Here is a 26,158-nt window from a genome sequence, read left to right as displayed (position 1 = left end):
TATTGAAATTAGTTGTTTAATTGACTATTTGTTTGTCTCTCAACCGATGGTATAGGGAAATAATCATTTTTAGCTGGAGTATAAGTTACAGCAGCATTCTTGAAATCATCCCTGATTCTTTCTATAATATACAATGGTGCTTTGTTAGCTATAGTTGTAAAATTTTTCACTCTCCAATTTTCATCTGCAAGTAATTCAGTGAAAACAGATTTTGCAATTCCCCATCGTACTAAGTCTTTCCATCTATGACCTTCAAAAGCCAATTCAAGCGGTCTTTCTACTCTATGAATATGTGTTAAAACATTTTCTTTTGTAGGAGGTACTAAAGGTTGATTACCATGTACTTCTTTGCTTATATGTAATTGTGGAAACGTATTACTATTTGTTGCTAAATATTGTTTTAATGTAATTACACCCGCACGAGTTCTAACAAAATCAATATACTTAATAGCTTCATTTACATCGCCAGTGCTGTTAAGAACTGCTTCAGCATACATTAAATAAATATCTGCCAATCTAATTTGCCTGCAGTTAATTCCGCTTCTAGAGTTTCCGTCCTCGTTAGCCAAATGATACCAGTTAGTATATTTCTTAACATAGGCACTTTGACCATAACCCCAACCTTTTAATTCAGCTACATTTCTTAAATAATATTGTCCTTCAAGATTTTTTGGGGCAATAGTAGCAGTAAGACGTTTAGACTGTAAATTAGTAGTGTTTATTGGATTTGTGACATCTACCGCATCATTAGTGTATAATTCGTGTAAGAAATAAGAAGGCAATATCGTATTAAATCCACCATAATTTAATTGCGCTAGCCCTACAGCTAAATTTGAAGCTTCTGCTCCAGCTGCATAAGGTGTGTCGTCAACATTACTTCCGTTAGCACCTGGATTTTCAGTTGCACTATAGGCAACTTCAAGAATTGACTCACTATTAAATTCGTGCTCTTCATCAAAATTATCCATGATATTCGCAGTCAGGCTATAAACACCTGAATCAATTACACTTTTAAATTCAGTCGCAGCTGGTCCCCATTGTTTGTCAAATAAATATACTTTTCCAAGTATAGAAGTAGCGGTACCCCAAGTAACTCTACCTAAGTCTTTACCAGACCATGTTTCTGGCAGATTGGCTTTAGCAAATTCCAAATCAGGAATGATAATTTGGCTATTAACCTCTGCGATTGAGCTAAATTTTACATTAAAATCTGCTTTTGTTTGCGGAACTTCTGTATGAATAACAGCTCCTCCATAAGTATTAGCTACTAAGAAATAGAAGAAAGCTCTTAAGGTACGGGCTTGGCCTTCAATACTTTCTTTTTCACCGGCAGCAAAAATACTTGGGTCAGCAGATTGAATTTTTTCTATTACTTGATTGGCTCTAAATATTCCAGTGTACAAATTTGCCCATTTGTTAGTGACCGCTTCACTGGCATCGTTAAAAGTGAAATTTCTGTAAGCATAGGGTCTGTACCAAGATTCAGTACCCCCTAAGTCTGCCATAATTTCATCTTCAATTAGGCCATTACCGCTTATTGATTGAAATTGTAAAGCCCCATAAACTGTAGTTAAGGCTGACTGAAAATCTTTTGTAGTTTTCCAAAAAGTTTGATTTGTAATTGTATTTGGATTTACCTGAGTCAAAAAATCCTCATCATTACAACCTGAAGTAAGTAAAACAGTGCATATCGCTAATGATGCTAGTTTTACTTTTATATTTATTTTTCTATGTATCATTTTAATTTAATTTTAAGTTGTTAAAATTTAACCTGTAAACCAAGCACAAATCTTCTCGAAACAGGATAACTACCGCTATCTACACCACGTGTACTGATTCCATTTCCACCAACTTCAGGATCGTAACCAGTATATTTTGTAAAAGTGAAAGGGTTCATACCTGTAACATACAATCTTATTTTACTTATTCCGTACTGAGTCATAAGCAATTCAGGTAATGAATAACCTAAAGTTAAATTACGAATTCTGAAGTAGGTACCATCTTCTAACCAATAATCAGAACTTGCTCTAACGTTATTGTGATAAGCATTTCCTCTGTCTGAAGGCACATCAGAAGTAGGGTTCTCAGGAGACCACATAGAATATTGGTCTAAATGTCTCCCTTGTGTGTATGCAAAATATCTTGAACCATTGAATAATTTAGCTCCGTAAGAAAAATAAGTCTGAATTCCAAAATCGAAACTTTTGTACGTTAGATCTAAATTCAACCCTGATTCAAATTTTGCCTGACCAGAACCCGCATATACACGGTCATCGTCAGTGATTTTATTGTCACCATTTTGATCAATGTAGCGCATATCACCCAAAATTGCACTTGGTTCTATTTTTTTGTACTCAAGTAAAGTTGCGTCGTCTTTTATAACACCTGCATTTTCTAGTAAAAAGTAAGCGCCAGCTTCATGACCTACTGCAAAGAATGTAGTAAAATCTACAGCATTCCCTAATGAATTGGTAGGACGTCCGTTACCATAACCTCTTTCAATGCCATCAAGGTTAGTTATTTCATTTACGTTTTTAGTAAAAGTTCCAGAAATATTATATTTGAGACCATTTCCCATTTGGTTTTTATAGCTCATTGCTAGCTCAATACCTTTGTTAGTCATATTTCCAGCATTGACAATGATTGGGCTATACACATCGACTGCGTTGGGATTGTACGTACCACCAGACGCAGGAGTTTGCTGAGGCAATAACATATCTTTTTTGTCATTCTTGTAGATATCAGCAGTAAAAGTTAACTTGTTTTGAAACATAGCTAAATCCAATCCAATATTATTTGAAATACTTGTTTCCCATTTTACATCTGGATTAGAGAAACGTCTTTGTATAGCTCCATTTGCTAATGACTGATCTGAACCAAATAAGTAATTTACACCTGACTCAATTTGACCCGCATACGTATATGGAGGGATACTTTGGTTACCTAACTGAGCATAACTTGCCCTTAATTTTAAGCTGTTTACTACTTTGTTGATAGCACCATCCTTGAAAAATTTTTCTTCAGATATATTCCAACCAGCAGAAACACCCGGGAAAGTACCGTACCTGTTATCAGGTCCAAAGTTTGAGGAACCATCTCGTCTAATACTAGCTGATATTAAATAACGATCATTGTAGTTATATTGTACTCTACCTAATAAACCACTAATGCTATTTGTGTAATCATAACTTGTTGGTTTTGTTCCTGCCTGACCTGAACCTAAAGAAGGCGTTTCATTGCTTAATAAACCAATTACACCTACACCAACTTGTTTCGAATTGTATTCTTCGCGTGAGGCTACTCCAGTAAAGTTCAAAGAATGTTTACCTAAATTTAATTTATAATCCAGGATGTTTTCTATAGTAGATCTGTCTGTAAAAGTGTAATCTTCGTTCAATAATGCATCCGCTCTTGAGGCAGTTGCATTATATGAGCCATCAAGACCATATACCAATACTTGTGGACGGAAAAAAGACCTTCTATAATCCCAATTACTTTTACCTATATTTAATTTATAGGTTAAGTTTTTTACTATTTCATATTGTAAATTAACGGCAATATTGCTTGATGTAACTTTTCTTTTGTCAACATTTTGTAATTCTCTTGCCAAATAGCCATAATAAATAGCATTTTCTACAGGATAATCAACACTAGACCCGGATCCCTGTACATCGCTTAATGGAATTTGCCATGGTCTTTGTCCAATAGCATATTCATATAAAGACCATGGTTCTTGCGTTCTATTTTCTACAGTCATCCCCATACTTACAAACGCTTTGAATTTACCTTTTGTAAATTGACCATTAATGCGGTTACTTAATCTATCAAAATCAGAGTTAATTAAAACTCCTTCTTGGTTATAATAATTTGAATTAAAATTCAATGTTAAATCCTGTGTTCCACCAGAAACACCTAGTCCGTAATTAGTAATTAAAGCATTGTTGTTTTGTACGTCGCCAACGTAGTCACTATCATAGTCTAAAAGTTCTGGTGTTGTAATAAAAAAAGTTGGTAACTGGCTAGACAACATTGCCTTTGTTGTATAATCCTCAAACAATTGCTGCTGAGTATTCATTAAAGGTGTACCTGAAGTAATATTTTGGATACCCGAATAAGCATTGAAATCTATACTAATTTTTCCCTTTTTACCTCTTTTAGTAGTAATCAAGATAACACCATTTGAGGCTCTAGTACCATAAACGGAGGCAGCAGCACCATCTTTTAATACGTCTAATGATTCAATTTGATCAGGTGAGATATTTGGGTTGCTTTGATAAGGAATTCCATCCACTACATACAATGGTTCTAATGAACCTGTCAATGAACCAACTCCTCTAATTTGGATATTAGTTGCTTCACCAGGACGCCCACTAGCAGCCTGAACGTTAACCCCAGCAATTTGGCCTTGTAATGATTCTCCAACATCTGCTACTGGAGCTTTCGCAATAAGGTCTGCCTTTACGGTAGCAACAGCACCTGTAACCTCTTTTTTCTTTTGAGTTCCATAACCTACGACCACAACTTCATTTAAAATTTGCGTATCAGGCTGCATCTGAATGTCTAACTTTTTAGTAGTGCCAACAGTTCTTGTGAGTGTTCTGTATCCCATAAATGAGAAAACTAAGGTTTGTTTTTCACTCACCTCCATTTCATAGCTTCCATCCATATCTGTAGAGGTACTAGTTGTAGATCCCTGGATTTTAATTGTTACCCCTGGTATTGGTAGCCCACTTTCATCTTTTACTTTTCCAGTAAGTTTGTTTTGTGCACTCACATCGAATGCACAAAGAAACAAGAGAAAAAACATTATAAGGAATGTCTTTTTCCAAAAGTTATACTCTTTTTTCATAAAGTTTTGGTAGTTAAATTAATTGACGGTTAGTTTTTTTTTTTTTTTTTTTTGATAATGAAATTTTAGTCCGGATTTTTTATTGATTTCGTATTTTATCGATTGCTAAATTACTTAAATGACATTATCAATGGTTTTTTTTAAACTAGATATAAACTGAACAGACATGCATTTTTTTTAGTAAAATAAGGCGTTTAACAACTGAACTAACTAAACTAGACACAACTATATCTTGACAAAACTCAATTTTTGATAAAATACTGCTTATATAGTACTATTTTGTCTGGATTTTTTCAGTTAAAGAATAACTAAAAATAAACTCGTAAAATTAAATTTGGTTTTTATATAAATCTTTGATGAATTCAGGTTAATTTTCAGAATTGAGGTTGTTTTATAGTTATTAGTATTAAGTTTATATGCGTTTTGCAGTTGATTTTGGATTTTATTTTTATGCCAAGATTCTGCGTTAGATTATTTCCTCATATAGTTGACGCACATTAAAAAGATTTTAATTGCTAAAAGGTAAAAAGACAGTATATATCAGTTTAATTTGGATTATTTGTCTCCTATTGTGTAGTATGGATTAAAGTGAAGCAATAAAATCGGCTAAATTTTCATTTCTATCCAGCTTAAACTTTTTGCGTAAACGGTATCTTGAGGTGTGTACGCTTTCGAAAGAGATACCTAATAGAGAGGACATATCCTTGCTGGAAAAATTAAGCTTTACCAAAGCACATATTTTGAGATCAGTTTGCCCCAGATCTGGATATTTCTCTTTAAGGTTTTTATAAAAACTTTGGTTCACGGCAGTAAATCGGGCTTCGAATTCTTTCCAGTTACTTGCAGAAGAACCTTGAATAGTTTTTAGCATATTGTTTATAGAGGTGCTGTCAATATTCTCTTTGTTTTCGGTAATGCTTTTCTTTAGTTTTTCTATAAATTCCTCTTTTTCAATTAGCTGTAAGGCAGATGACGTGAGTTCCTTATTTTTTAATTCTAAAATCTCACTATTTTTTATCAGCTCTAACTCCTGTTTTTTTGCTAATAATTCTTTTTCGGCAAGATGCTTTCTGCGAATGTTTTTAAACAGCTGATGCCCGTAGATTATTAAAAATAGAATTACAATTATCATGATTGTCGATTTGAGAAACCAAATATTTTCTTCGCTTTCCAGTTCTTTTATATGCTGTTCTTTTAATAGTTCTTTTTCCTTTTGCTTTTGAATGCGGTATTTGTCATTTATTTCAAATAAGTGCTGATTGTTCTTGCTTTTTCGGCCAAATATTTTATTATTCAATGTCATAGCTTCATTTGCATGAAAATAAGCAAGTTTGTACTTGTTGCTTTTAGAGTAAACTGTGGCCAGAGCAGTATGATCCATTAATTTATAATTCGCATGGCTTTTGTATATTTTGGATAAGGCTAATGATTTTTCTAAATAAATTTCGCTCTGAGTATAATCTCCTTTCATTTTATATACATTTCCTAATAAAGAATTGATAATAATAAGGTAGGATTTGTCGTTTTTTTCAAAATAATTTTTTGCCTCTAGTAATTTTGAAATAGCGGCATCAAACTTTTTATCAGTAGCGGCAAGAAAACCAGCTTCGGCCTCGATATAGCCATTGTTGGCTTTGTTTTTTGTTTTTTGTTTGGAGATATAGCAGCTATCAAGGTAAATTTTGGCCATTTTGTAATTCCCATTTACACGATAAAAATTTACTAATGCAAAATAATCGCTCACAATGTATCCGTTATCCATTTCATTTGCAGCAACGAGTTTTTCTTTTAATTTATGAGAAAGGGTAAAATATTTTAAGGCTTCATCATCCCGTTGGTAAAAACTATAAAGCCAGCCCAAAGCATGGTATATAGTGGCTTTGGAGAAATCGTCTTTAGATTGGTCAGCAAGTAATAATGCTTTCCAGTACAAATCGTAGGAATTTCCATAATCGACACTATGTCCGTATAAATCGGCAAGTTCGCTTATGCTGTGTATTAAGTTGAAAGTGTCTTTTTCTATCTTATATTTTTCAATACTTTTTTTGTAATAATAAATGGCTTTTTTCGAGTCAATATATTTTATGGCTTTGGCTTTTCGGAGGTACTCATTTTCTTTATATGTTTTCTGGGCGGTTGTCGAAAATGAAAAAAAGAGTACAATAAGTAGAGTAAAATACTTTTTTAAATTCAAAGAATGAATGAATTCAAATTTCTTTGGTTTTTTTCTTTTTACGGGTGCTTGTCGGTTAAATAGGAATTTCATAAATCTTGATGATTAAATTTATATGAAAAAAATGTAAGTTAATGGGGTTTGCTTATAGTATTGTACTTAATAACAAGTGCAATATAAAAATTGTCTAGTTTATTTTGTGTGCAATACCTCTCGATTTTAGCAATGTTCAGTTTATGTCTAGTTGCTTATATGTTACTATATCTCTTATTATCACCATATTTGCTAATGCTGTTTATTCATAAAAAATAAAAGGTTTTTATATGTATTGTGCTATTTAAATCTATTTAAATTATGATATATATAATTTTATATTAAAAGACAAATTTGTTGCGAAATGAATTTGTGAAATAAATATACTAACGATCATTGTTGCTTAATGTAATCCGATACTTAATTTTTTATTTGGATTGTCTATTTGATTATTCTGTCATGTTCAGAATAAAAGAATAATGAAACTCAATAAAAAAACACAAATAGTTAAAAGAGAAACAATCTCTTTATAGTTAATTAAAAAAACATAGAGTGAAAAAGAATTTAAAAAAGAAGAGGTATAATGTACTGAAAAAGATTTCTTACGGAAGTATATTGTGTATGGCTTTATATGGTTGTACAGCTTCAAAAACAGACGGGACTAGTTCTGATTTTAATTTTGACTGGAGGTTTAAATTGGAAAGAGCAGAACAGGCGGGTGTGAATAACTGGGAAGAAATTAATTTACCGCATGATTGGAGTGCCACTTTTAGTTTTGACTCTATTAAAGGAGAAGGAGCTACTGGATATAAAGTAGGTGGAATTGGTTTGTATGAAAAAGATTTTTCACTAGGTAAAGAATCCAATACCTTACATTATATTCTTTTTGATGGAATTTATAATAACAGCGAAGTTTGGTTAAATGATCAAAAGCTGGGTGAGCATCCTTATGGATATTCTCCATTTTATTATGACATCACTCCTTATATAGGTGATAATAAAAATACGGTGAAAGTAAAGGTAGATCATTCAAGATACGCTGACAGCCGCTGGTATACAGGTTCGGGAATTTATAGAAATGTAAAATTAATTGCCAAAAACAAATTGCACGTTCCTATTTGGGGTACTTATATCACAACTCCTGCAGTTACAAAAGAAAAAAGTGAAGTAAATGTAGAAGTTAAAGTAAAGAATGCTTTTGATACGACTCAGGATTTTGAAGTAGTTGCCGAAATTCTAGACGCTACTAATAAGAAGGTAGCAGAAGAAACGACGAAACTTAGCTTGAATGCAGGAAAAGAAAAAGAACTAGCGCTAAGAACAACTATTGCAAATCCTGCTTTATGGGATGTGAATTCTCCCAACCTTTATCATGCAAAAATCACGATTCGACAAAATGGACGATCGGTTGATGAAACGATTACGACTTTTGGTGTGCGTACTATAAAGTTTGATGTTAACACTGGTTTTTATTTGAATGGCAAAAACATGAAAATAAAAGGAGTGTGTTTGCATCATGATGGAGGATTGGTTGGTGCTGCTGTGCCTAAGGATGTTTGGAGAAGACGTTTTGTGAAGTTGAAAGAAGCAGGAGTAAACGCGATTCGTATTTCTCATAATCCAGGATCGGCAGAATTTATCGATTTGTGTGACGAGATGGGATTTCTGGTTCAAGATGAGTTTTTTGACGAATGGGATAATCCAAAAGACAAACGCTTGAATATGAAAGAGAAGTCGGTAGATTACATTACACGTGGTTATGGCGAACATTTTCAGGACTGGGCAGAACGTGATTTAAAAAACACGATGTTACGCGACCGAAATCATGCTTCAATTTTTCAGTGGAGCATTGGTAACGAAATAGAGTGGACATATCAAAGATCAGTTGATGCAACGGGTTTCTTTAATATGAATTGGGATGGTAATTATTTCTGGTCTATTCCACCTATTGGTCCAGAAGAAATTAAGAGAAGGTATGAAACCAGTCCAAAAGAAAAATACAATATTGGTGAAACAGCTCATAAATTGGCAAAATGGACGAGAGAAATGGATACAACCCGATATGTTATTGCAAATTCCATATTGCCATCGGTTAGTCATATAAACGGTTTTGGAGATGCAGTAGATATTTTGGGCTACAGTTACCGTCGCGTAATGTATGACTACGGACATAAAAACTATCCAAATAAAATTATAATGGGTACTGAGAATTTGGTACAATGGCATGAATGGAAAGCCATATTGGATCGTCCGTTTGTATCTGGAACTTTTTTATGGACTGGAATTGACTATTTGGGAGAATCTAACAAAAGATGGCCAAAAAAAGGAACTGACAGCGGTATGCTTGATTTTGCGGGATTTGAAAAGCCTTCTTACCACATGATGAAGTCGCTATGGAATGATGCACCTGAATTATACATTGCTACCCAAACAGAAGAAAAATCAAATTATAAAGTTGATGAAAAAACAGGGCAGCCTGTTGAAAAGAAAAAAGGTGCCTGGGAAACAGCGCTATGGGTTTGGCAAGATGTAAATGAACATTGGGAGTATGCAAACGGTACTAGAACAATAGTAGAAATTTATTCCAATTGTGATGAAGTAGAATTGTTTTTGAATGAAGTGTCTCTTGGGAAGAAAAAATTGGCAGATTTTGAAGATCATATTTACAAGTGGTCTGTTCCGTATCAGAAAGGTACACTTTACGCTAAAGGCACTCATAAAGGAAAAACTGTTCAAACGAAATTAATAACGCCTTCAAAACCCCATGCTATTAAGTTGACAACGGATAGAACATTGATAAATGCAGACGGTTATCAAGTGGCTCACATTGTAGCTCAAGTTGTTGATGCTGATGGTAATCCAATAAAAACTTTTAATCCTGAGATTAGCTTTACGGTTGAAGGAAAAGCTAAAGTTCTAGGGATTGATAATGGAGCTGTGGGTAATGTACAGGATTTTCAGTCTAATAAAATTGTCTTGAGTCAAGGAAGATGCCTATTTATTATACAATCCAAAAAAGACCAATCTTCAAACATTAGTATAAAAGCTAAAACAAGCAATCTAGAAAGCAATACAATAAAAATTACTCAAAAATAAACTAATTAAAAAAAACGATACGTATGAATACTACAACAAGAACAGTAATGATGGGCATGCTCTCTTTAGGGTTGGCATTTACATCGGCTACAGCTCAGTCTAAAAAAGAGGAGAAAGAGCTTAGAGAATTGGCTATAAAATATCAAGACAAATATGGTATTAAAGATGTTGATCATTTAAGTGCGGCTACTAAAAGAGCCTTAAAATGGGATCAATCTTTAGGAAACGAATGGTTTATTGAATTTGGTGAACCACAAACCTTAAAAGGTGATTTGGCTTATGAAGAGGGAGTAGTGCGTCGTGATCCAAGTGGAATTATCCAGGAAAACGGCAAGTATTATGTGTGGTATTCTAAAAGCACCGGACCTACTGAAGGTTTTGGTGGGGATATGGAAAATAAAAAAGTATTTCCGTGGGATCGATGTGATATTTGGTACGCTACTTCTACAGATGGTTGGACTTGGAAAGAAGAAGGCATAGCAGTGGCAAGAGGGAAAAAAGGTTCTTACGATGATCGTTCGGTTTTTACTGTTGAAATCATGAAATGGGATGGAAAATATTATTTATGCTACCAAACTGTCGAAGGAATATACAATGTACGTGTAAAAGAAAAAGTAGGTATGGCTTGGTCAACTTCGCCAGATGGTCCTTGGACAAAATTGGATGCTCCAGTGTTGGCCCCAGCTGAAAATGGTATATGGAAAGGTACGGAAGACAACCGTTTTCTGGTAGAGAAAAAAGGGGATTTTGATAGTCATAAAACACACGACCCTTGTATTTTGCCTTATAAAGGAAAATTCTATTTGTATTACAAAGGGGAACAAATGGGAGAAGAAATGACTTTCGGTGGTCGTCAAATTCGTCATGGGGTTGCTATAGCAGATAATCCTCTTGGCCCTTATGTAAAATCACCTTATAACCCAATTAGTAATAGTGGTCACGAAATTTGTGTATGGCCTTATAATGGCGGAATTGCTTCCTTAATCACGACCGATGGACCTGAAAAAAACACGATACAGTGGTCACCTGACGGAATCAATTTTGAAATCAAAGCTTCTATAAAAGATGCTCCACATGCCATTGGTATAAACAGAACTGCCGATAATGAAAAAGAGCCAACCGAAGCTTTGCGTTGGGGACTCACTCATAAATACAACAACTGGAATTATCAAAGTATCATGCGTTTCTCATCGGAAAGAAAAACAACTCACGTGGCTCCAGGTGAAAAATCAGTTAAAGGAAAAGAAGAGAAAGCTGAAAACATGCATAAATAATAATAATATTAAAATAAAAATAAATTGAAAGCAACTAGATATGAAGGTAATAAAACCTTTTCAGTAATTGATAAAGAAATTGTAGCACCTGCTGAAGGTGAAGTACGAATTAAAGTTGCCTATGTAGGAGTATGTGGAACCGATGTACACATTTACCACGGAATGATGGACAAACGCGTAAGTATTCCAGAAACAATCGGGCATGAAATGTCAGGTGTGGTAGATGCAGTTGGAGAAGGCGTTACGGATTTTGAGGTGGGAGACAAAATTGTAGTGCGTCCTTTAGATGATAGAAAAGTAAAAGCATCTGATAAAGGTTTCAATCACATTTGTGAAGAGTTGAAGTTTATCGGAATTGATAGTGAAGGTGCGATGCAACAATATTGGAATGTGCCCACTTTCGTCCTTCATAAATTAAAAGCTTCTACAGATTTAAAATTAGCGGCACTAATTGAACCGCTTTCTGTAGCAACACACGATGTTCGCAGAAGTGGATTGGTAAGAGGAGAAACAGCAGTCGTTTTAGGAGGAGGCCCAATCGGACTATTAGTAGCCATGGTAGCTAAAGAAGTAGGGGCGCAGGTTATTATTTCAGAAGTAAATCCAAATCGTATTGCAAAAGCAAAAGAACTTGGTTTTGACGCTGTAAGTCCAATTGAGGTCGATTTAGTTGAATATGTAAAGAGCAAAACGGAAAACCGCAGAGCTGATGTTGTATTTGAAGTAGCTGGTGTACAGCCCGCTTTAGATATCATGTGTGAGGTAGCTGGTATTCGTGGGCGAATTGTAATGGTAGCTATACACGGGGTTAAAAAAGAAGTGGATTTGTTTAAATTTTTCTGGAAAGAATTAAACTTAATCGGAGCGCGTGTTTACGAGAAAGAAGATTATGAAAAGTCAATTGAATTGATCACTGCCAACGAATTGCCTTTTGAACAAATGATTACCGATGTACAACCGTTAAGTAATATTCAACAGGTTTTTGAAAACATCGACAAAAATCCAGAAGGATTAAAAGTATTGATGGACTGCCAATTGTAATCCGTTAGTGTAATTATTAAAAACGTCTGTTCGAGTGTTTTTTGTGGAGTGAAAAGGAGCAAGAAATGTATCGGGAATCGTTTTTAATACTAAGAATAAATAATTTAAAAAAAAAAGATAATGAGTGTTTTAGATACATTTAGTTTAAAAGGAAAAGTAGCCTTGGTAACAGGTTGCAAAAGAGGAATTGGAAAAGCAATGGCTATTGGTTTAGCGCAAGCTGGTGCTGACGTGATTGGAGTAAGTGCTTCATTAGAAACAGAAGGAAGTGCAGTTGAAAAAGAAGTAACTGCTTTAGGAAGAAAGTTTAAAGGATACGCTTGTGACTTTAGTAATAGAGAGTCTTTGTATGCCTTTATTGAAGCTGTCAAAGCTGACTTTCCTCAGATTGATATTTTAGTAAACAATGCAGGAACTATTCTTAGAGCGCCAGCAGCAGAGCACCCAGATGAAATGTGGGACAAAGTAGTCGAAGTAAATCAAAATGCACAATTTATCTTGACTAGAGAAATTGGTAAAGATATGGTTGGTCGAGGAAGTGGCAAAGTAGTATTTACAGCTTCTTTATTAACATTCCAAGGTGGAATTACAGTTCCAGGATACGCTGCCAGTAAAGGAGCTATCGGTCAATTAACAATGGCTTTTGCTAACGAATGGGCAGGTAAAGGTGTAAATGTAAACGCTATTGCTCCAGGATATATTGATACTGATAATACAGAAGCCTTGCGTAATGACCCAATTCGTTCTGCATCTATTTTATCAAGAATACCAGCAGGTCGTTGGGGTAAACCAGAAGATTTTGCTGGACCAACTGTTTTCTTATGCTCTGAAGCAGCGTCTTACATGCACGGTACAACGATGCTTGTTGATGGTGGCTGGATGGGACGTTAATATTAATATTTAAAATTGGAGTAAAATGGCTGAAATTAAAGAATACCAATTATTTATAAACGGAGAGTGGAGAACTTCTACTTCTGGAGAAACAATTGACGTTTTAAGTCCCGCAACTGAAGAAGTGGTGGCAAGAGTACAAAACGGTACTGCTGAAGAAGCTTTAGAAACTTTAGCTTTTGCAGATAAAGCTCAAAAAGAGTGGAAGAAAAAACCTGCCAGAGAAAGAGCAGAGTTACTATATAAATTCTCGAACGAAATTAAAGCAAATGCTGAATACCTAGCACAATTAATTGTAAAAGAGCAAGGTAAATTATTAAAGGTAGCTCGTTTTGAAGTAGCGGTAGCTTCATCTTTTATCGAGTATGCTTGTGAAGGCGCTCGTAGAATCGAAGGAGATATTATTCCTTCTGATAATGCCAATGAGCAAATTTGGATTCAGAAAGTGCCTCGTGGCGTAATCGTTGCCATCACGGCTTGGAACTTTCCTTTTGCTTTAGCGGCTCGTAAATTAGGACCGGCTTTGATTGCAGGAAACAGTATTGTTATTAAACCAACTTCTGAAACTCCTTTGTCTACTTTAGAGTTAGGAAATATTGCCAATAAAGTAGGTATTCCTGCGGGGGTTATCAACATTCTTACAGGTCCAGGTAGAGCTATGGGGAATGCTTTGGTAAAAAGCCCAATCACTAAAATGGTTACCATGACAGGTTCTACACCTGTAGGTCAGGATATTGCTCGTAATGCAGCAGATAACTTAACGCACGTTCAATTAGAATTAGGAGGAAAAGCACCTTTTATCGTTTTTGCTGATGCTGATATCGATGCGGCTGTAGATGCTGCCTTACATTCGCGTTTTGACAACTGTGGTCAAGTGTGTACTTGTAACGAACGTATGTATTTGCACGAGGATATCTATGATGTTTTTATGGAAAAATTCATTCCAAAAGTAAAAGCGTTAAAAGTAGGTGATCCAATGTTGGAAGAAACAGATATGGGACCAAAAGTAAACGCTGCGGAATTGAAAGCAATGGAACATTTAGTTGCTGTGAGTGTCAAAGAAGGAGCAACCGTTGCCACTGGTGGAAACAAACCAACGGGTGCTGGATTTGAAAAGGGATATTGGTTTGAACCAACTGTTTTGACCAATGTTACGCAAGACATGACTATTGTTCACGAAGAGTCTTTTGGACCAATTTTACCTGTTTTAAAATTCAAAACTTTTGAAGAAGTTATTGGTTTTGCCAATGATTGTGAATATGGTTTGGCTGCGATGGTTTTTACCAATGACATGAACACGATTATGAAATGTAATGACGAATTAGAGTACGGAGAAATTTATGTAAACCGTGGTCATGGTGAGCAGCACCAAGGCTTCCACAACGGATATAAATTATCTGGTTCTGGTGGTGAAGATGGTAAATATGGTTTTGAACAATATTTAGAAAAGAAAACATTTTACATTAGACATAAAGCTTAGTTAATACACAATTATTATGAAAATTACCCCCTATTTAAAACTTGCAACGTTTCTTTGTTTAACAATCGCTACAACTTGCTTGGCTCAGACTAAGGTTACTAAAACAACTCGCCCCAACGTAGTTTTAATTTACCTTGATGATTTGGGTTATGGAGACTTAAGCTGTTATGGTGCTACTGCATTGCAAACACCAAATATTGATAAGTTGGCCAATGGGGGGATACTTTTCAAAAATGGTTACGCGACCTCTGCTACTTGTACTCCAAGTAGGTATGGAATCTTAACAGGGGTGTATCCTTGGCGTAATAAAGATGCCAAAATTTTACCAGGAACAGCTCCTTTGTTGATTTCTACCGAGCAAGAAACAATTGCAAAGGTTTTTCAGTCAAAAGGATATGAAACTGCCGTTATCGGAAAATGGCATTTAGGTTTAGGAACAGGAAATGTGAACTGGAATGCACACATTTCTCCTGGACCCAATGAAGTAGGTTTTGATTATTCACATATTATGGCGGCAACGCAAGATCGAGTGCCTACGGTTTATATTGAGAATGGAAATGTGGTTGGCTTAGATCCTAAAGATCCAATTGAAGTTAATTACCATAAGAATTTCCCAGGAGAACCTACAGCAATTGAAAATCCTGAATTACTAAAAATGAAATGGCACCATGGACATAACAATAGTATTGTCAATGGAATTCCTAGAATTGGTTTTATGAAAGGGGGACAATCTGCAAAATGGTCAGACGTAGATATGGCGGATCATTTTTTAGCAAAAGCGACCACTTATGTAAAAGAACACAAAAACAAACCTTTCTTTTTGTACTATGCTTTACAAGAACCTCATGTTCCTAGAACACCGCATCCTCGTTTTGTAGGTAAATCGGGTATGGGACCACGTGGCGATGTAATCCTTGAGGCCGATTGGATAATTGGTCAATTTGTAGCAAGTTTAGAAGCAGAAGGAATGTTAGAGAATACTTTGATTGTTTTTTCTAGTGATAATGGACCAGTTTTAAATGATGGATATGAAGATGATGCGGTTGAAAAATTAGGAAATCATGACCCCAAAGGAGGTTTAAGAGGAGGCAAATACAGTCTGTTAGATGCGGGTGCTCATGTTCCTTTCATCACGTATTGGAAAGGAACGATTAAGCCAAAAGTATCCGATGCCTTAGTGTGTCAAATGGATTTGATGGCTTCATTGGCAACCTTAATTGATGCAAAGGCAAGTCCAACGGATAGTCAAGATATTTTGCCTGTTTTTTTAGGAAAAAGTGATAAAGGAAGAACTTCTTTGATACTTGAAGCGAATACAAAAACATTACTGAGAAAGGGAGATTGGTTGATGATTCCACCTTATGAAGGTCCCGCTGTAATAGCCGACGTTCAGATTGAAACTGGAATGGAAAAAAGTTATCAATTATACAATGTAAAAAAAGATCCCGCTCAGAAAAATAATGTAGCAAAATCAAATCCGAAGAAATTATCAGAAATGGTGAAGGATTTTGAAAAAATGCGGGGCGATGCTTATTCTGGTGTTCAACAACTTGAGTTAAAGTAGCGCATAATTATAAAAATAGATGAAGTTTTTTAGTAAATACATTTCGAATATAATCCTTTGCGCTTGTTTAATAGCAGCATCAACGGTGAAAAGTCAGCACCAAAAATGGTTTGACGAATCATTGTCTTTTGAAAAAAGGGTTGATTTGTTGCTGAATGCAATGACTATTGATGAGAAATGTGGTCAATTTACTTCAGATACCCCTGCAATTCCTCGTTTAGGAGTTCCTGAATACAATTGGTGGAACGAAGCACTTCACGGTGTTGCCCGAAATGGAAAAGCCACTATTTTTCCGCAAGGTATTGCGATGGGCGCTACTTTTAATCCTAGTTTGATTAAAGAAGTGGCGAACGCTATTTCGGATGAAGCAAGAGCCAAGTTTCAAGTTTCAAAATCAATTGGAAATAGGGGTATTTATGCGGGATTGACTTTTTGGTCGCCCAATATCAATATTTTCAGAGACCCTCGTTGGGGTCGAGGTCAAGAAACCTATGGTGAAGATCCTTTTTTGACTTCCAAAATTGGAGTTGCTTTTGTAGAAGGTTTACAAGGTAAGGATCCTAAGTATTTTAAAACCACCGCTTGCGCAAAACATTTTGCCGTACACTCTGGACCGGAAGCATTGCGTCATAGTTTTAATGCCAATCCTTCCAAATTAGATTTGTACGAAACTTATTTACCAGCCTTTAAGTCATTGGTACAAGAAGGGAAAGTACAAGGAATCATGGGGGCTTACAATGCTGTTTATGGTGATCCTGCCAATGCAAGCAAGCTTTTGATGGATGACATCTTAAAAAAGCAATGGGGATTTGAGGGTTATATCGTATCTGATTGTGGTGCTCTAGTGGACATTATGAAAGGACACAAAAAAGTAAAAACTGTGGAGGAAGCCGCTGCACTTGCTTTAAAAACAGGAGTGAATTTGAACTGTGGTTGGGTCTATAAAAATATAAAATCGGCGCTGGATAAAGGATTAATTACCGAAGAGTTGATTAATGAGCGTTTGAAAAAACTGTTTTTAATTCGTTTTCAATTAGGTTTTTTTGACAAAGACGAAAGCAATCCATACAATACCATTGGTATTGAAGTAATCAACTCCGATGCGCATAAAGCAGTTGCCAGAAAAGCATCGCAGCAATCCATTGTACTGTTGAAAAATAAGGACAATGTATTGCCTTTGGATAAAAATATTAAAACCTTATATGTTACAGGTTCGTTCGCGGCTTCAACAGATATATTGTTGGCCAATTATTATGGATCTGCGCCCAATATGGTGACCGTTTTAGAAGGAATTACCGAGAAGGTATCTTTAGGAACTTCTGTAGAATATCGTTTGGGAGTATTGCCTTTTCAAAATAATTTAAACCCATTGAACTGGGCGGTGCAAGTGCCCAAAACAGTTGATGCAACAGTATTAGTAGCGGGTATTTCAAACGAAATTGAAGGAGAAGAAGTGGATGCTATTGCTTCGGAACACAAAGGAGACCGTAAAGATTTAAAATTACCGCAAAGTCAAATTGATTATATAAAAGCAGTAAGTAAAAACAAAAAAGGACCGCTTATCTTGGTTTTAGGAACAGGAAGTCCCGTTTCATTAGACGAAGTAGAACCTTATGTTGATGCTATTGTTTTGATGTGGTATCCAGGTGAACAAGGAGGAAATGCCGTGGCTGATGTCATTTTTGGCGATGTAGCACCTTCTGGTCACTTGCCAATTACCTTTCCAAAAAATGTGGAGCAGCTGCCTCCTTTTGATGATTATAGCATGAAAGGCAGAACCTATAAATACATGACCGAAGAACCGATGTATCCGTTTGGTTTTGGACTTTCGTACAGCACTTTAGAAATTAAAAATCCTAGCTCCTCAGAGACAATTATCAAAAAAGGAAAAAGGATTTCAGTGTCTGTAGATGTAAAAAATAGTGGGGACAAAGATTATGAAGATGTGATTCAAATGTACTTAGTACCCGAAGACACCAAAGACTTTTTGCCTTTCTATGCCTTAAAAAGTTTCCAAAGAGTACCATTAAATAAAGGAGAAACTAAAAAGCTAACATTTAACCTGACTGAAGAAGATTTAAAACAAACCAATTTAGAGGGTGAAAAAACATGGATCAAAGGAAATTATAAATTGCTAATTTCGAATGCATTACCAAGTCACAGAAGCGCCAATTTAGGAGCTGCAAAACCAGCAGAAATAAAGATAAAATTAAAATAACAAATTAAGTAACAGATGAATACTGCAATTAAAAATGTAAAAGTGCAATTATTTAAGGTGCCGTTACCTGAAATTTTAAATGATGCAAAACACGGAGATCATTCTCATTTTGAATTGGTTACCACTACAATTACACTTGAAGATGGTTCAGAAGGTACAGGATATACCTATACTGGCGGTAAAGGTGGTTACGCGATCAAAGCAATGGTAGAGCATGATTTTGCTTCGGTATTGGTGGGAAAAGATGGAACTGATATTGATGGAATTTACGACTTCATGGAATGGCACGTACATTATGTAGGTCGTGGCGGTATTGCTTCATTTGCTATTTCAACGATTGATATTGCGCTTTGGGACATTAAATGTAAAAAAGCAGGCCAGCCACTTTGGAAAATGGCAGGTGGTGAAGGCAATACGTGTAAAGCGTATTGTGGTGGAATCGATTTGCAATTTCCAATTGAAAAGCTTTTGCGCAACATGCAAGGCTACATGGATGCTGGATTTAGAGCGGTGAAAATTAAAATTGGACGTGAGAATCTTGAAGAGGATCTACAACGTATCAAAGCAGTGCGTGAATTTGTTGGTCCGGACGTAACTTTTATGGTCGATGCTAATTATTCCATGTCTAAAGAAAAAGCAATTCGCGCCATTGAAGGTTTCAAACAATACGATATTACTTGGTTTGAAGAACCAATCATCCCAGACGATTACAAAGGCTACGGCGAAATCGTTGATAAAACTGGATTTCCTTTAGCAATGGGCGAAAACTTACACACCATTCACGAATTTGAATACGCTTTTGACCAAGCAAAATTGTCTTTTATTCAGCCTGATGCTTCCAATTGTGGTGGAATTACAGGATGGTTAGCAGCGGCTAGATTAGCCGATAAACACAATATTCCTGCTTGCTCTCACGGAATGCAAGAACTACATGTAAGTTTGGTTTCTTCGCAACCCAATTCAGGTTGGTTAGAAGTACACAGTTTCCCTATAGACGAATATACTACACGTCCTTTGGTGGTAGAAAATCACAGAGCAGTAGCACCGGATTATCCCGGCACGGGTGTGATATTCAATTGGGAGAAATTAGCACCTTATAAAATGTAAATAATGTGAAGCCTAAAACGAAAGTAGACAGTCATCTTATGTTTTCATCAACTAGGAATCGGATTAAATAAAGAAAGTCGTTCGAACTTGACAGAGAGTTGCTAACTTTTGATCATAAAAACTGAATTCAATTGCCTTTAGCTTTAGCTAAAGGTTCAATTTAATTAATTAAAATGGCTTTAGCCGAAATTAGATTTTGATTAAACCCTCAATATTATCATGCAATTGAGAATAGTGTTTAAAAAGTCATCCTCAAAAATCTAATATAAATAGAACTAAAAGGAAGTTAGATAAAATCGTTTCGATTAAAAAGATTTGTTATCGAAATGTTTATTAAATCGATTTTAATCTTTGAATCAGTGGCAAAACAAAATAGTAGCTTAATTGAAAGTATAATATTGACTAGCAACTACTATTTGTAATAAAGTATTTGTATAAAAAAAAATAAAAAATGGAAGTAACTAAATCAAAATTCGGAACGCATCATAACAATGAAGTAACGCAATATACTTTGTCCAATGACAACGGAATGGTTGTAAAAATAATGGATTTTGGAGCGACAATAACTTCAATTACAGTGCCTAACAGCGATGGAAGTCATGACGAACTGGTATGTGGTTTTGAGAAGTTTGAAAGTTATTTTTCAGAAGAATACAAGAATAATGCACCTTATTTTGGATCAGTTGTCGGAAGATATTCATCGCAAATTAAGGATTCTAAATTTACTTTAAACGGAAAAGAATATTTGTTAGCCGCTAATTGTGGTAACAACAATTTACATGGAGGTGCAGTAGGTTTTGATAAGAAAATGTGGGAAAGCGAAATCCAAATGAACGGAGACAAAGTAGGGGTGAAAATGTCCCTATTAAGTACTGATTTAGAAGAAGGTTTTCCCGGAAATGTTAAAGTTTTTTGTTTTTATAGTTTGGACAATGACAATGTGTTGAGTGTCCGTTATCTAGCAAGTACAGATGCGGACACACCATTGTCGCTTACCAACCACACGTATTTTAATTTATCGGGTTTTACCAATTCGATTGAAAATCATACTGTGACTGTGGAGGCTGCAAAGAAGTTAGAAATAGACCATACCGGTGCTGCAACGGGTAAAGTAGTAGACTTAGAAGGGCAAGTAGATGATTTAAGATTTACACAAAAAATTGTTGACTTACATGCTAAAATGAATGATGGTTTTGAACATTACTTCATTTTTGATAAAAATAATTTTGAACTTGAACAAGTGGCTGAATTTCAATGTGCAGAAAAGAATCGTTCTTTAACCGTATTTACTTCAGAACCAGGAATGCTTTTTTATACAGGAAAATACACTTCGGATGCATTGCAGCGCGAGACTGGCGAGCAGTACGGAAAATATAGAGGTTTTTGTTGTGAAACACATCGTTATCCAAACGGTATGAACATCAGTAATTCACCAAAATCAATTACCAAAAAGGAAGAAGATTTTCAAAGTGAAACGATTTTTAAATTTTCCTTTTAAAAATTTAATTAACAACCAAAAAAAATAAATACATGACTGAAGGAATGTTTTTGGCAATTTTCGCCGGATTGATGTTAGGGCTTTATGCGCTACCAGAAAAATTTACAAAAGATTTTAAATATGAGAACACCTGGAGTTTATTCTTCTTGTTGACCATGTTTGTAGTTCCCATTATTGCCTCTGCATCGCTAATTACGGGTTTTTCGGAAATCTTTTTGAACATGCCAACTGAAATTTTGGTCAAAATGGCTCTAGCTAGTTTCTTATGGGGAACAGGAGTAATGATGTGGGGAAAAGCCATTAATCACATTGGTTTGTCTTTAGGTTTTTCTTTGTTTATCGGAACGATTATTTTGGTAGGATCCTTATTGCCTTTCGTTGTAGAGGGATTGCCCCCAACAAATAAATTAACACTTATTCTATCAGGACTTTTTGTAGTACTGATTGGGGTTTTTGCCAATGGTCAAGCAGGTCTTATTAGAGAAAAATTTGAAAAATCAACTGGAAAAGACGGCGCTCCTGAAAAAGGATCTATGGCTACTGGTATTATAATCGCTGTTGTAGGAGGATTATTGGCTACTGGATTTAGTTATGCCAATGCTGTCGGAAGACCTTATTTACATGAAGCTTGTCAAGCACATGGAAATGCCGAATGGATTACCGCTGTTGCAGTAATGTTTCCCATTTTCATTAGTGGAGGTGTAGTAATGACCGCTTATTTTATCGGACAATTGTCTACTAAAAAAGCGTGGGTAAATTTTAAAACTCCTGCTTTCTCTCAAAACTTCATATTAATTTTAGTAATGGCTGTTTTTCACTATGCAGCTTCAGCATTGTTTGCGTATGCCGCTTTTAAATTAGGAAGTAGCGGGAATACTGTTGGTTATGCCATATTCAATACCTCATGTGTGGTTACCGCTATTATGAGTGGTATTGTAACAGGAGAGTGGCGTAATGCCTCAGACAAAGCGAGAAATTTTTTGTATGTGGGTTTGGCTTGTATGGTAATCGGAATTGTGATTGTTGCTTTTGGAAATGGCGTAGCATAATTTAAGAGAAGCAATCATCAATGTAATTAACAGATTTTGATATTCAAAACGAAGTGTTTTTATCTCTTTTTTTGAAAATCAGTTTTATGAATTTGTTTTAATACTGTAAAGCAATGGAAAGAAAGTTAGTGAAATGTATTACTTTTTTTATAAGTTTATTTTGGATTTTAGGCAGTTACGCACAACCCAATACGACTTTGTCACTTGAAGATTCAAGTCAGCAAATGCTTGATTTAAGTGGTTATAAATGGCGATTTAAAATGATGGCACCCGGTGAAGGTGTGAAAAAAGGGCTTCATAAGTTACCTGCAGAAGATATTGAAACCTTAGTATGGAACAACGCCAAAGTGCCAGGAGATGTCTATACTGATTTATGGAAAGCAGGAGTAATTGAGGATCCGCATTTTGGAAGAAATAGTGTCAAAGCCCAATGGGTACAACAATATGAGTGGTGGTATGCTTTGCAATTCAGTATAACAGAAGGTATCGAAAACCAGATGGTAGATCTTGTTTTTGAAAGTGTTGATTACAGTTGTGAAGTCTGGCTAAATGGTCATTACTTAGGAAAGCATGAAGGGGTATTTTCTCCATTTTCTTTCAATGTCAACGACTACTTAAGAATTCATAAATGGGATTTCCTCAAAGGACGAAATATGTTGGTCGTAAAACTGGATACACCTCCTCAAGTGAATGCTTTTGTAGCGGGTAAAAAAACACCTTGGTTTGGCGATTATTGGAGAGATATTACTCCAATCGGAATTGTAGGGCCCGTAAAATTGATACGTACGGGTAAGATTCGTTTTAAAGATGTGTATGCCAATAATAAAATTAATAAAGATGGCTCAGCAGATGTAAGTCTTGAAATTACGGTGGAAAATACCAATCCAGTAGCCAAAGAATGTTCTTTTGAAGCAGTGCTGAATGGTAAAAACTTTAAAATGAAGGAAGAGAAAGTTGTTTTAAAAAAAACGATTTCCCCTGGAACGCATAAAGTAATTCAAAAAATACATCTAAAGGATGCTAAGTTATGGTGGCCTTGGGATTTAGGAGATCAAAATTTATATATCGCAAAAATAGCCATTAAAGATGGTAAACTAAATCAGGATGTTAACGAAACTACTTTTGGCATTCGTGAGGTGACTTCCAAATGGAATCCTGGTTTTGTAAAGGATGTCGATGTTAGTTTTCCGCGTTCGACTTATATAAATGGAAAGTTTCATTTCATTCGTTCGGCTTGTTGGGGTGGACCGCCAAATATTTTTGTGGGTCGCACAGAAATAAGCGATTACAAAGAGTTGATTCGTTTGGCTAAAGAAATGAATATGAATAACATTCGGATTTTCGGATGGCATCCTCCAGAAATTCCTGAGTTTTATCGATATTGTGATGAAATGGGTATGACCGTTTGGCAAGACATCATTCCGCTAGGAACAGGTAATATTCCATCGGATGAGAAAAACTTAGCTGAAATTTTTAACGAAGGAGTGAAGGTCGTTGTGGCTCGTAGAAATCATCCTTCATTAATCATGATGGAAGGTGGAGAAGAAATGATGTTCCGTACCCGTGATCCAAAATTCGGGCGACAGTTTTTGGAGCGTTTAGGTGATTCCTTGCAAGCTCATGTGAACTTGCCGTATGTCCCCGATTCACCAATGACGGATCATGTAGGACAACAAGCGGGATTTAAACCAAAAGAAGCGGTTCATGCTTTGCGTTATTTTTATGAAATGGGACGATGGTTGCACGAAGATTGGTACCAAACAAATGCAAACGGATTTCCAATTGTTCCTGAATTTGCTATTACCTCTGTGCCATCGGTAGAGAGTTTGAAAAAATTTATTCCTGAAAATGAAATGTGGCCTCCGGGATTGAGCTGGGGTCACCACTGGGCCGATTTGACGCATTTGCGTATGCAAAACTGGGATGTCTTTAATAGTGAAATGAAAGGTTCGTTGGAAGAGTTTGTCAATGCAACGCAAGATGCACAAGGAATTATTTTCCAAAACGGAATCGAACATTTCCGACGTGACAAACCAAGTTTAAGTGGTATTGCATTGTGCCATTATATCACTTATGGTCCTGATATGAAATGGGCGATTGTAGATAATTACAGAAAACCAAAAAACTCCTATTATTTTGTTCAAAAGGCTTATCAGCCCTTATTGGTAAATTTTGAATTCAAAAAACGCCGTTGGGATACTAAAGAAGCTTTTATTGGAAATATTTGGATCATTAATGATTTTTATAAAGAATATAAAGACTGTAAGGTGAAGTTTGAAATGAAAGATGACTCGGGTGCGGTGATTTCAACCAAAAATTTTGAAGTGTCAAAAATTGAGGAAAATAGTGCCAAATCGTTTTTTCCTATAAATGAAAAAGTACTGAAAACGGTAAAGTCAAAGTTCTTTGTCAATCTGGAACTGACTGATAAATTAGGAAAAGTAATCTCTAAAAATGATTATTTCTTTTTAATAGGCGACCAAAAAGAAGCCACAAAATATTTCAATGAATGGCAAAAACTGCGTTTAAAAGAAGAAAATGATAATGGAGGTTATGGTTCTTACTATCATTATTTCAAAGAGTTTACAGGCGAAGATGGAAAGAGATATGAAAGTCAAATTCAAAACCCTAGAGCTACTGGTTTTGAGAATGATAAAAATAATTAAGACTAACGATTTCCACTTTATAATATTATGAATAGAAAATTGCTTCAAGAAAAGATGAAATCTAAAAGGAGCACTCAGATTGAATTTAAAAGTAAATATAGTTGAAAAAACAAAAACGCTGACAGAGGAACTTTAAAATCCTACTATAAGCGTTTTTTTATAAGCTAGAAAAAAGATGCTAATCAAAACGAGCGAAATTTTTCAGCTTTCTTATGTATTTTTTATAATGCTTTTTTCGGTTTTAATCCACAGCTAACTTAGGACCTCGTTACCCCATATCTACTGGAATTTCTCCCGCTGCAGGTTCATATTTTCCATCAACATTTACTTCGTTCCATTCAAAGCTATTGTTTATAGAAAATGAAATAGTAATCGTTACATCTTTTGTCTCATTTACTGTAATAGCTAAAGCTTTATCAAATTTACTTGTCAGGACGCAAGAACCTTCTGGAATTGGAGAAGTTTGGTAAATTGGGTTTGGAACCGTTATGGCTCCTGCTGGTGCTTGACCATCAATAACAGTCCATAAAGCTTCAAAACCCCAATAACATTGTAGTTTATTAGCTTTTATAACTACGTTTTTACCATTTATGGTATAATTATCAATATAAGTGTTATAACCTAAAAAGCTTGTCAATATTGCATCGTATTCGGCATCATTGTAAAGTGCTTTTACTTTTCCATTTTGATAAGAAGCAGATATACGAAGCCACTCATAATTTCCCTTTTTAATATCTTTTAAAGGGATTTTTAAAAACATTTCTTCGTCTTTCACAAAATTTTCTTTGCTAAAATCAATAGCTTTTTCACCTCCTTGGTTGTTTCTTCACCTTTGTAAATAACTTCACCTTGTCCTATTAAAGTATTCGCAGTAGGGGATAGTTCTAAATAGTGAGCACTCATTTCATTCATTATAGGTGTTTGTGCCGCATTTCCTTGTGCTATAACCGAAGGGTTTCCTAAGTTGTCTAATCGAACCTGATTTTCATCAAATTTTAATTTTACAATCAAGTTGGCATTTGTTTCTGCAGTAGCATCATCTGACGAACTGCAAGAGGTAAGCGCCAGTAAAAAGGATGCAAAAAGTAGTAGGTTAATTTTTTTCATTTTTTTGATTTTGGGATTAATCGATAAAGATATTTTTTTAAAAAACTTCTAGCAAACTTTCCTGAAATTTTTCGAAATAAAATCTATGTTTCTATATGTTATAATCTTTTTT

16 protein-coding genes are annotated in these 26,158 nt (G+C 35.3%); 11 read left to right on the top strand and 5 right to left on the bottom strand.

What is annotated here, in order from left to right; genetic code table 11:
* Positions 1-8: 8 nt before the first annotated feature.
* The 3 genes from P0R33_RS06995 to P0R33_RS06985 form a co-directional block, all read right to left on the bottom strand.
* Positions 9-1,739: a RagB/SusD family nutrient uptake outer membrane protein gene (locus tag P0R33_RS06995; RefSeq protein WP_276174777.1), complete on the bottom strand. Its 1,731-nt coding sequence runs from the start codon at positions 1,737-1,739 to the stop codon at positions 9-11.
* A 20-nt stretch (positions 1,740-1,759) separates the two neighbouring features.
* Complete coding sequence (locus tag P0R33_RS06990; RefSeq protein WP_222104893.1) at positions 1,760-4,807, bottom strand: TonB-dependent receptor; 3,048 nt, start codon at positions 4,805-4,807, stop codon at positions 1,760-1,762.
* A 625-nt stretch (positions 4,808-5,432) separates the two neighbouring features.
* Positions 5,433-7,115 carry a tetratricopeptide repeat protein gene (locus P0R33_RS06985; protein WP_144219274.1) on the bottom strand — a complete coding sequence of 561 codons (1,683 nt, stop codon included), beginning with the start codon at positions 7,113-7,115 and terminating at the stop codon, positions 5,433-5,435.
* A gap of 492 nt (positions 7,116-7,607) precedes the next feature.
* Here P0R33_RS06985 and P0R33_RS06980 point away from each other — a divergent pair, with 492 nt between their 5' ends.
* The 11 genes from P0R33_RS06980 to P0R33_RS06930 all read left to right on the top strand — a co-directional run bounded on the left by P0R33_RS06980 (position 7,608) and on the right by P0R33_RS06930 (position 24,939).
* Positions 7,608-10,151, top strand: coding sequence for a sugar-binding domain-containing protein (locus tag P0R33_RS06980; protein ID WP_223704646.1), 2,544 nt, complete (start codon positions 7,608-7,610; stop codon positions 10,149-10,151).
* 23 nt (positions 10,152-10,174) lie between these two features.
* Entirely contained in the window at positions 10,175-11,425 is a 1,251-nt protein-coding gene (locus P0R33_RS06975; protein WP_223704647.1) for a glycosyl hydrolase, read from the top strand.
* 24 nt (positions 11,426-11,449) lie between these two features.
* Complete coding sequence (locus tag P0R33_RS06970; protein ID WP_144219275.1) at positions 11,450-12,466, top strand: alcohol dehydrogenase catalytic domain-containing protein; 1,017 nt, start codon at positions 11,450-11,452, stop codon at positions 12,464-12,466.
* Positions 12,467-12,586: 120 nt separating this feature from the next.
* Positions 12,587-13,357: an SDR family NAD(P)-dependent oxidoreductase gene (locus P0R33_RS06965; RefSeq protein ID WP_144219276.1), complete on the top strand. Its 771-nt coding sequence runs from the start codon at positions 12,587-12,589 to the stop codon at positions 13,355-13,357.
* A gap of 25 nt (positions 13,358-13,382) precedes the next feature.
* Positions 13,383-14,837, top strand: coding sequence for an aldehyde dehydrogenase (gene aldA, locus P0R33_RS06960; RefSeq protein WP_144219277.1), 1,455 nt, complete (start codon positions 13,383-13,385; stop codon positions 14,835-14,837).
* A gap of 16 nt (positions 14,838-14,853) precedes the next feature.
* The gene (locus P0R33_RS06955; RefSeq protein ID WP_276174776.1) at positions 14,854-16,401 is read left to right on the top strand and encodes an arylsulfatase; all 1,548 of its coding nucleotides are present in this window, start codon (positions 14,854-14,856) and stop codon (positions 16,399-16,401) included.
* Positions 16,402-16,486: 85 nt separating this feature from the next.
* Positions 16,487-18,619, top strand: coding sequence for a glycoside hydrolase family 3 C-terminal domain-containing protein (locus tag P0R33_RS06950; protein WP_276174775.1), 2,133 nt, complete (start codon positions 16,487-16,489; stop codon positions 18,617-18,619).
* Between the two features lie 15 nt (positions 18,620-18,634).
* The gene (locus tag P0R33_RS06945; RefSeq protein WP_144219280.1) at positions 18,635-19,726 is read left to right on the top strand and encodes a mandelate racemase/muconate lactonizing enzyme family protein; all 1,092 of its coding nucleotides are present in this window, start codon (positions 18,635-18,637) and stop codon (positions 19,724-19,726) included.
* A 451-nt stretch (positions 19,727-20,177) separates the two neighbouring features.
* Positions 20,178-21,224: an aldose epimerase family protein gene (locus P0R33_RS06940; protein ID WP_144219281.1), complete on the top strand. Its 1,047-nt coding sequence runs from the start codon at positions 20,178-20,180 to the stop codon at positions 21,222-21,224.
* Positions 21,225-21,256: 32 nt separating this feature from the next.
* Complete coding sequence (locus tag P0R33_RS06935) at positions 21,257-22,273, top strand: L-rhamnose/proton symporter RhaT (RefSeq protein WP_144219282.1); 1,017 nt, start codon at positions 21,257-21,259, stop codon at positions 22,271-22,273.
* A 113-nt stretch (positions 22,274-22,386) separates the two neighbouring features.
* The gene (locus P0R33_RS06930; protein WP_276174774.1) at positions 22,387-24,939 is read left to right on the top strand and encodes a sugar-binding domain-containing protein; all 2,553 of its coding nucleotides are present in this window, start codon (positions 22,387-22,389) and stop codon (positions 24,937-24,939) included.
* Positions 24,940-25,207: 268 nt separating this feature from the next.
* On the opposite strand, the gene P0R33_RS06925 is transcribed toward P0R33_RS06930, so the two are convergent.
* Entirely contained in the window at positions 25,208-25,699 is a 492-nt protein-coding gene (locus P0R33_RS06925) for a hypothetical protein (protein ID WP_223704650.1), read from the bottom strand.
* 11 nt (positions 25,700-25,710) lie between these two features.
* Positions 25,711-26,046, bottom strand: coding sequence for a hypothetical protein (locus P0R33_RS06920; protein WP_223704651.1), 336 nt, complete (start codon positions 26,044-26,046; stop codon positions 25,711-25,713).
* Positions 26,047-26,158 lie beyond the last annotated feature (112 nt).

Origin of the sequence: Flavobacterium sp. YJ01 (assembly GCF_029320955.1) — a bacterium.
In the GTDB taxonomy this organism is placed as follows: domain Bacteria; phylum Bacteroidota; class Bacteroidia; order Flavobacteriales; family Flavobacteriaceae; genus Flavobacterium.
Note: the sequence above shows the minus strand (reverse complement) of the source record. Positions and strands in the feature narration are given on the sequence as shown.

Coding starts and splice junctions, on each gene's coding strand:
- P0R33_RS06925 (WP_223704650.1), bottom strand. CDS start 25,699: ATGTTTTTAAAAATCCCTTTAAAAGATATTAAAAAGGGAAATTATGAG.
- P0R33_RS06930 (WP_276174774.1), top strand. CDS start 22,387: ATGGAAAGAAAGTTAGTGAAATGTATTACTTTTTTTATAAGTTTATTT.
- aldA (WP_144219277.1), top strand. CDS start 13,383: ATGGCTGAAATTAAAGAATACCAATTATTTATAAACGGAGAGTGGAGA.
- P0R33_RS06955 (WP_276174776.1), top strand. CDS start 14,854: ATGAAAATTACCCCCTATTTAAAACTTGCAACGTTTCTTTGTTTAACA.
- P0R33_RS06935 (WP_144219282.1), top strand. CDS start 21,257: ATGACTGAAGGAATGTTTTTGGCAATTTTCGCCGGATTGATGTTAGGG.
- P0R33_RS06945 (WP_144219280.1), top strand. CDS start 18,635: ATGAATACTGCAATTAAAAATGTAAAAGTGCAATTATTTAAGGTGCCG.
- P0R33_RS06990 (WP_222104893.1), bottom strand. CDS start 4,807: ATGTTTTTTCTCTTGTTTCTTTGTGCATTCGATGTGAGTGCACAAAAC.
- P0R33_RS06985 (WP_144219274.1), bottom strand. CDS start 7,115: ATGAAATTCCTATTTAACCGACAAGCACCCGTAAAAAGAAAAAAACCA.
- P0R33_RS06995 (WP_276174777.1), bottom strand. CDS start 1,739: ATGATACATAGAAAAATAAATATAAAAGTAAAACTAGCATCATTAGCG.
- P0R33_RS06965 (WP_144219276.1), top strand. CDS start 12,587: ATGAGTGTTTTAGATACATTTAGTTTAAAAGGAAAAGTAGCCTTGGTA.
- P0R33_RS06920 (WP_223704651.1), bottom strand. CDS start 26,046: ATGAAAAAAATTAACCTACTACTTTTTGCATCCTTTTTACTGGCGCTT.
- P0R33_RS06940 (WP_144219281.1), top strand. CDS start 20,178: ATGGAAGTAACTAAATCAAAATTCGGAACGCATCATAACAATGAAGTA.
- P0R33_RS06975 (WP_223704647.1), top strand. CDS start 10,175: ATGAATACTACAACAAGAACAGTAATGATGGGCATGCTCTCTTTAGGG.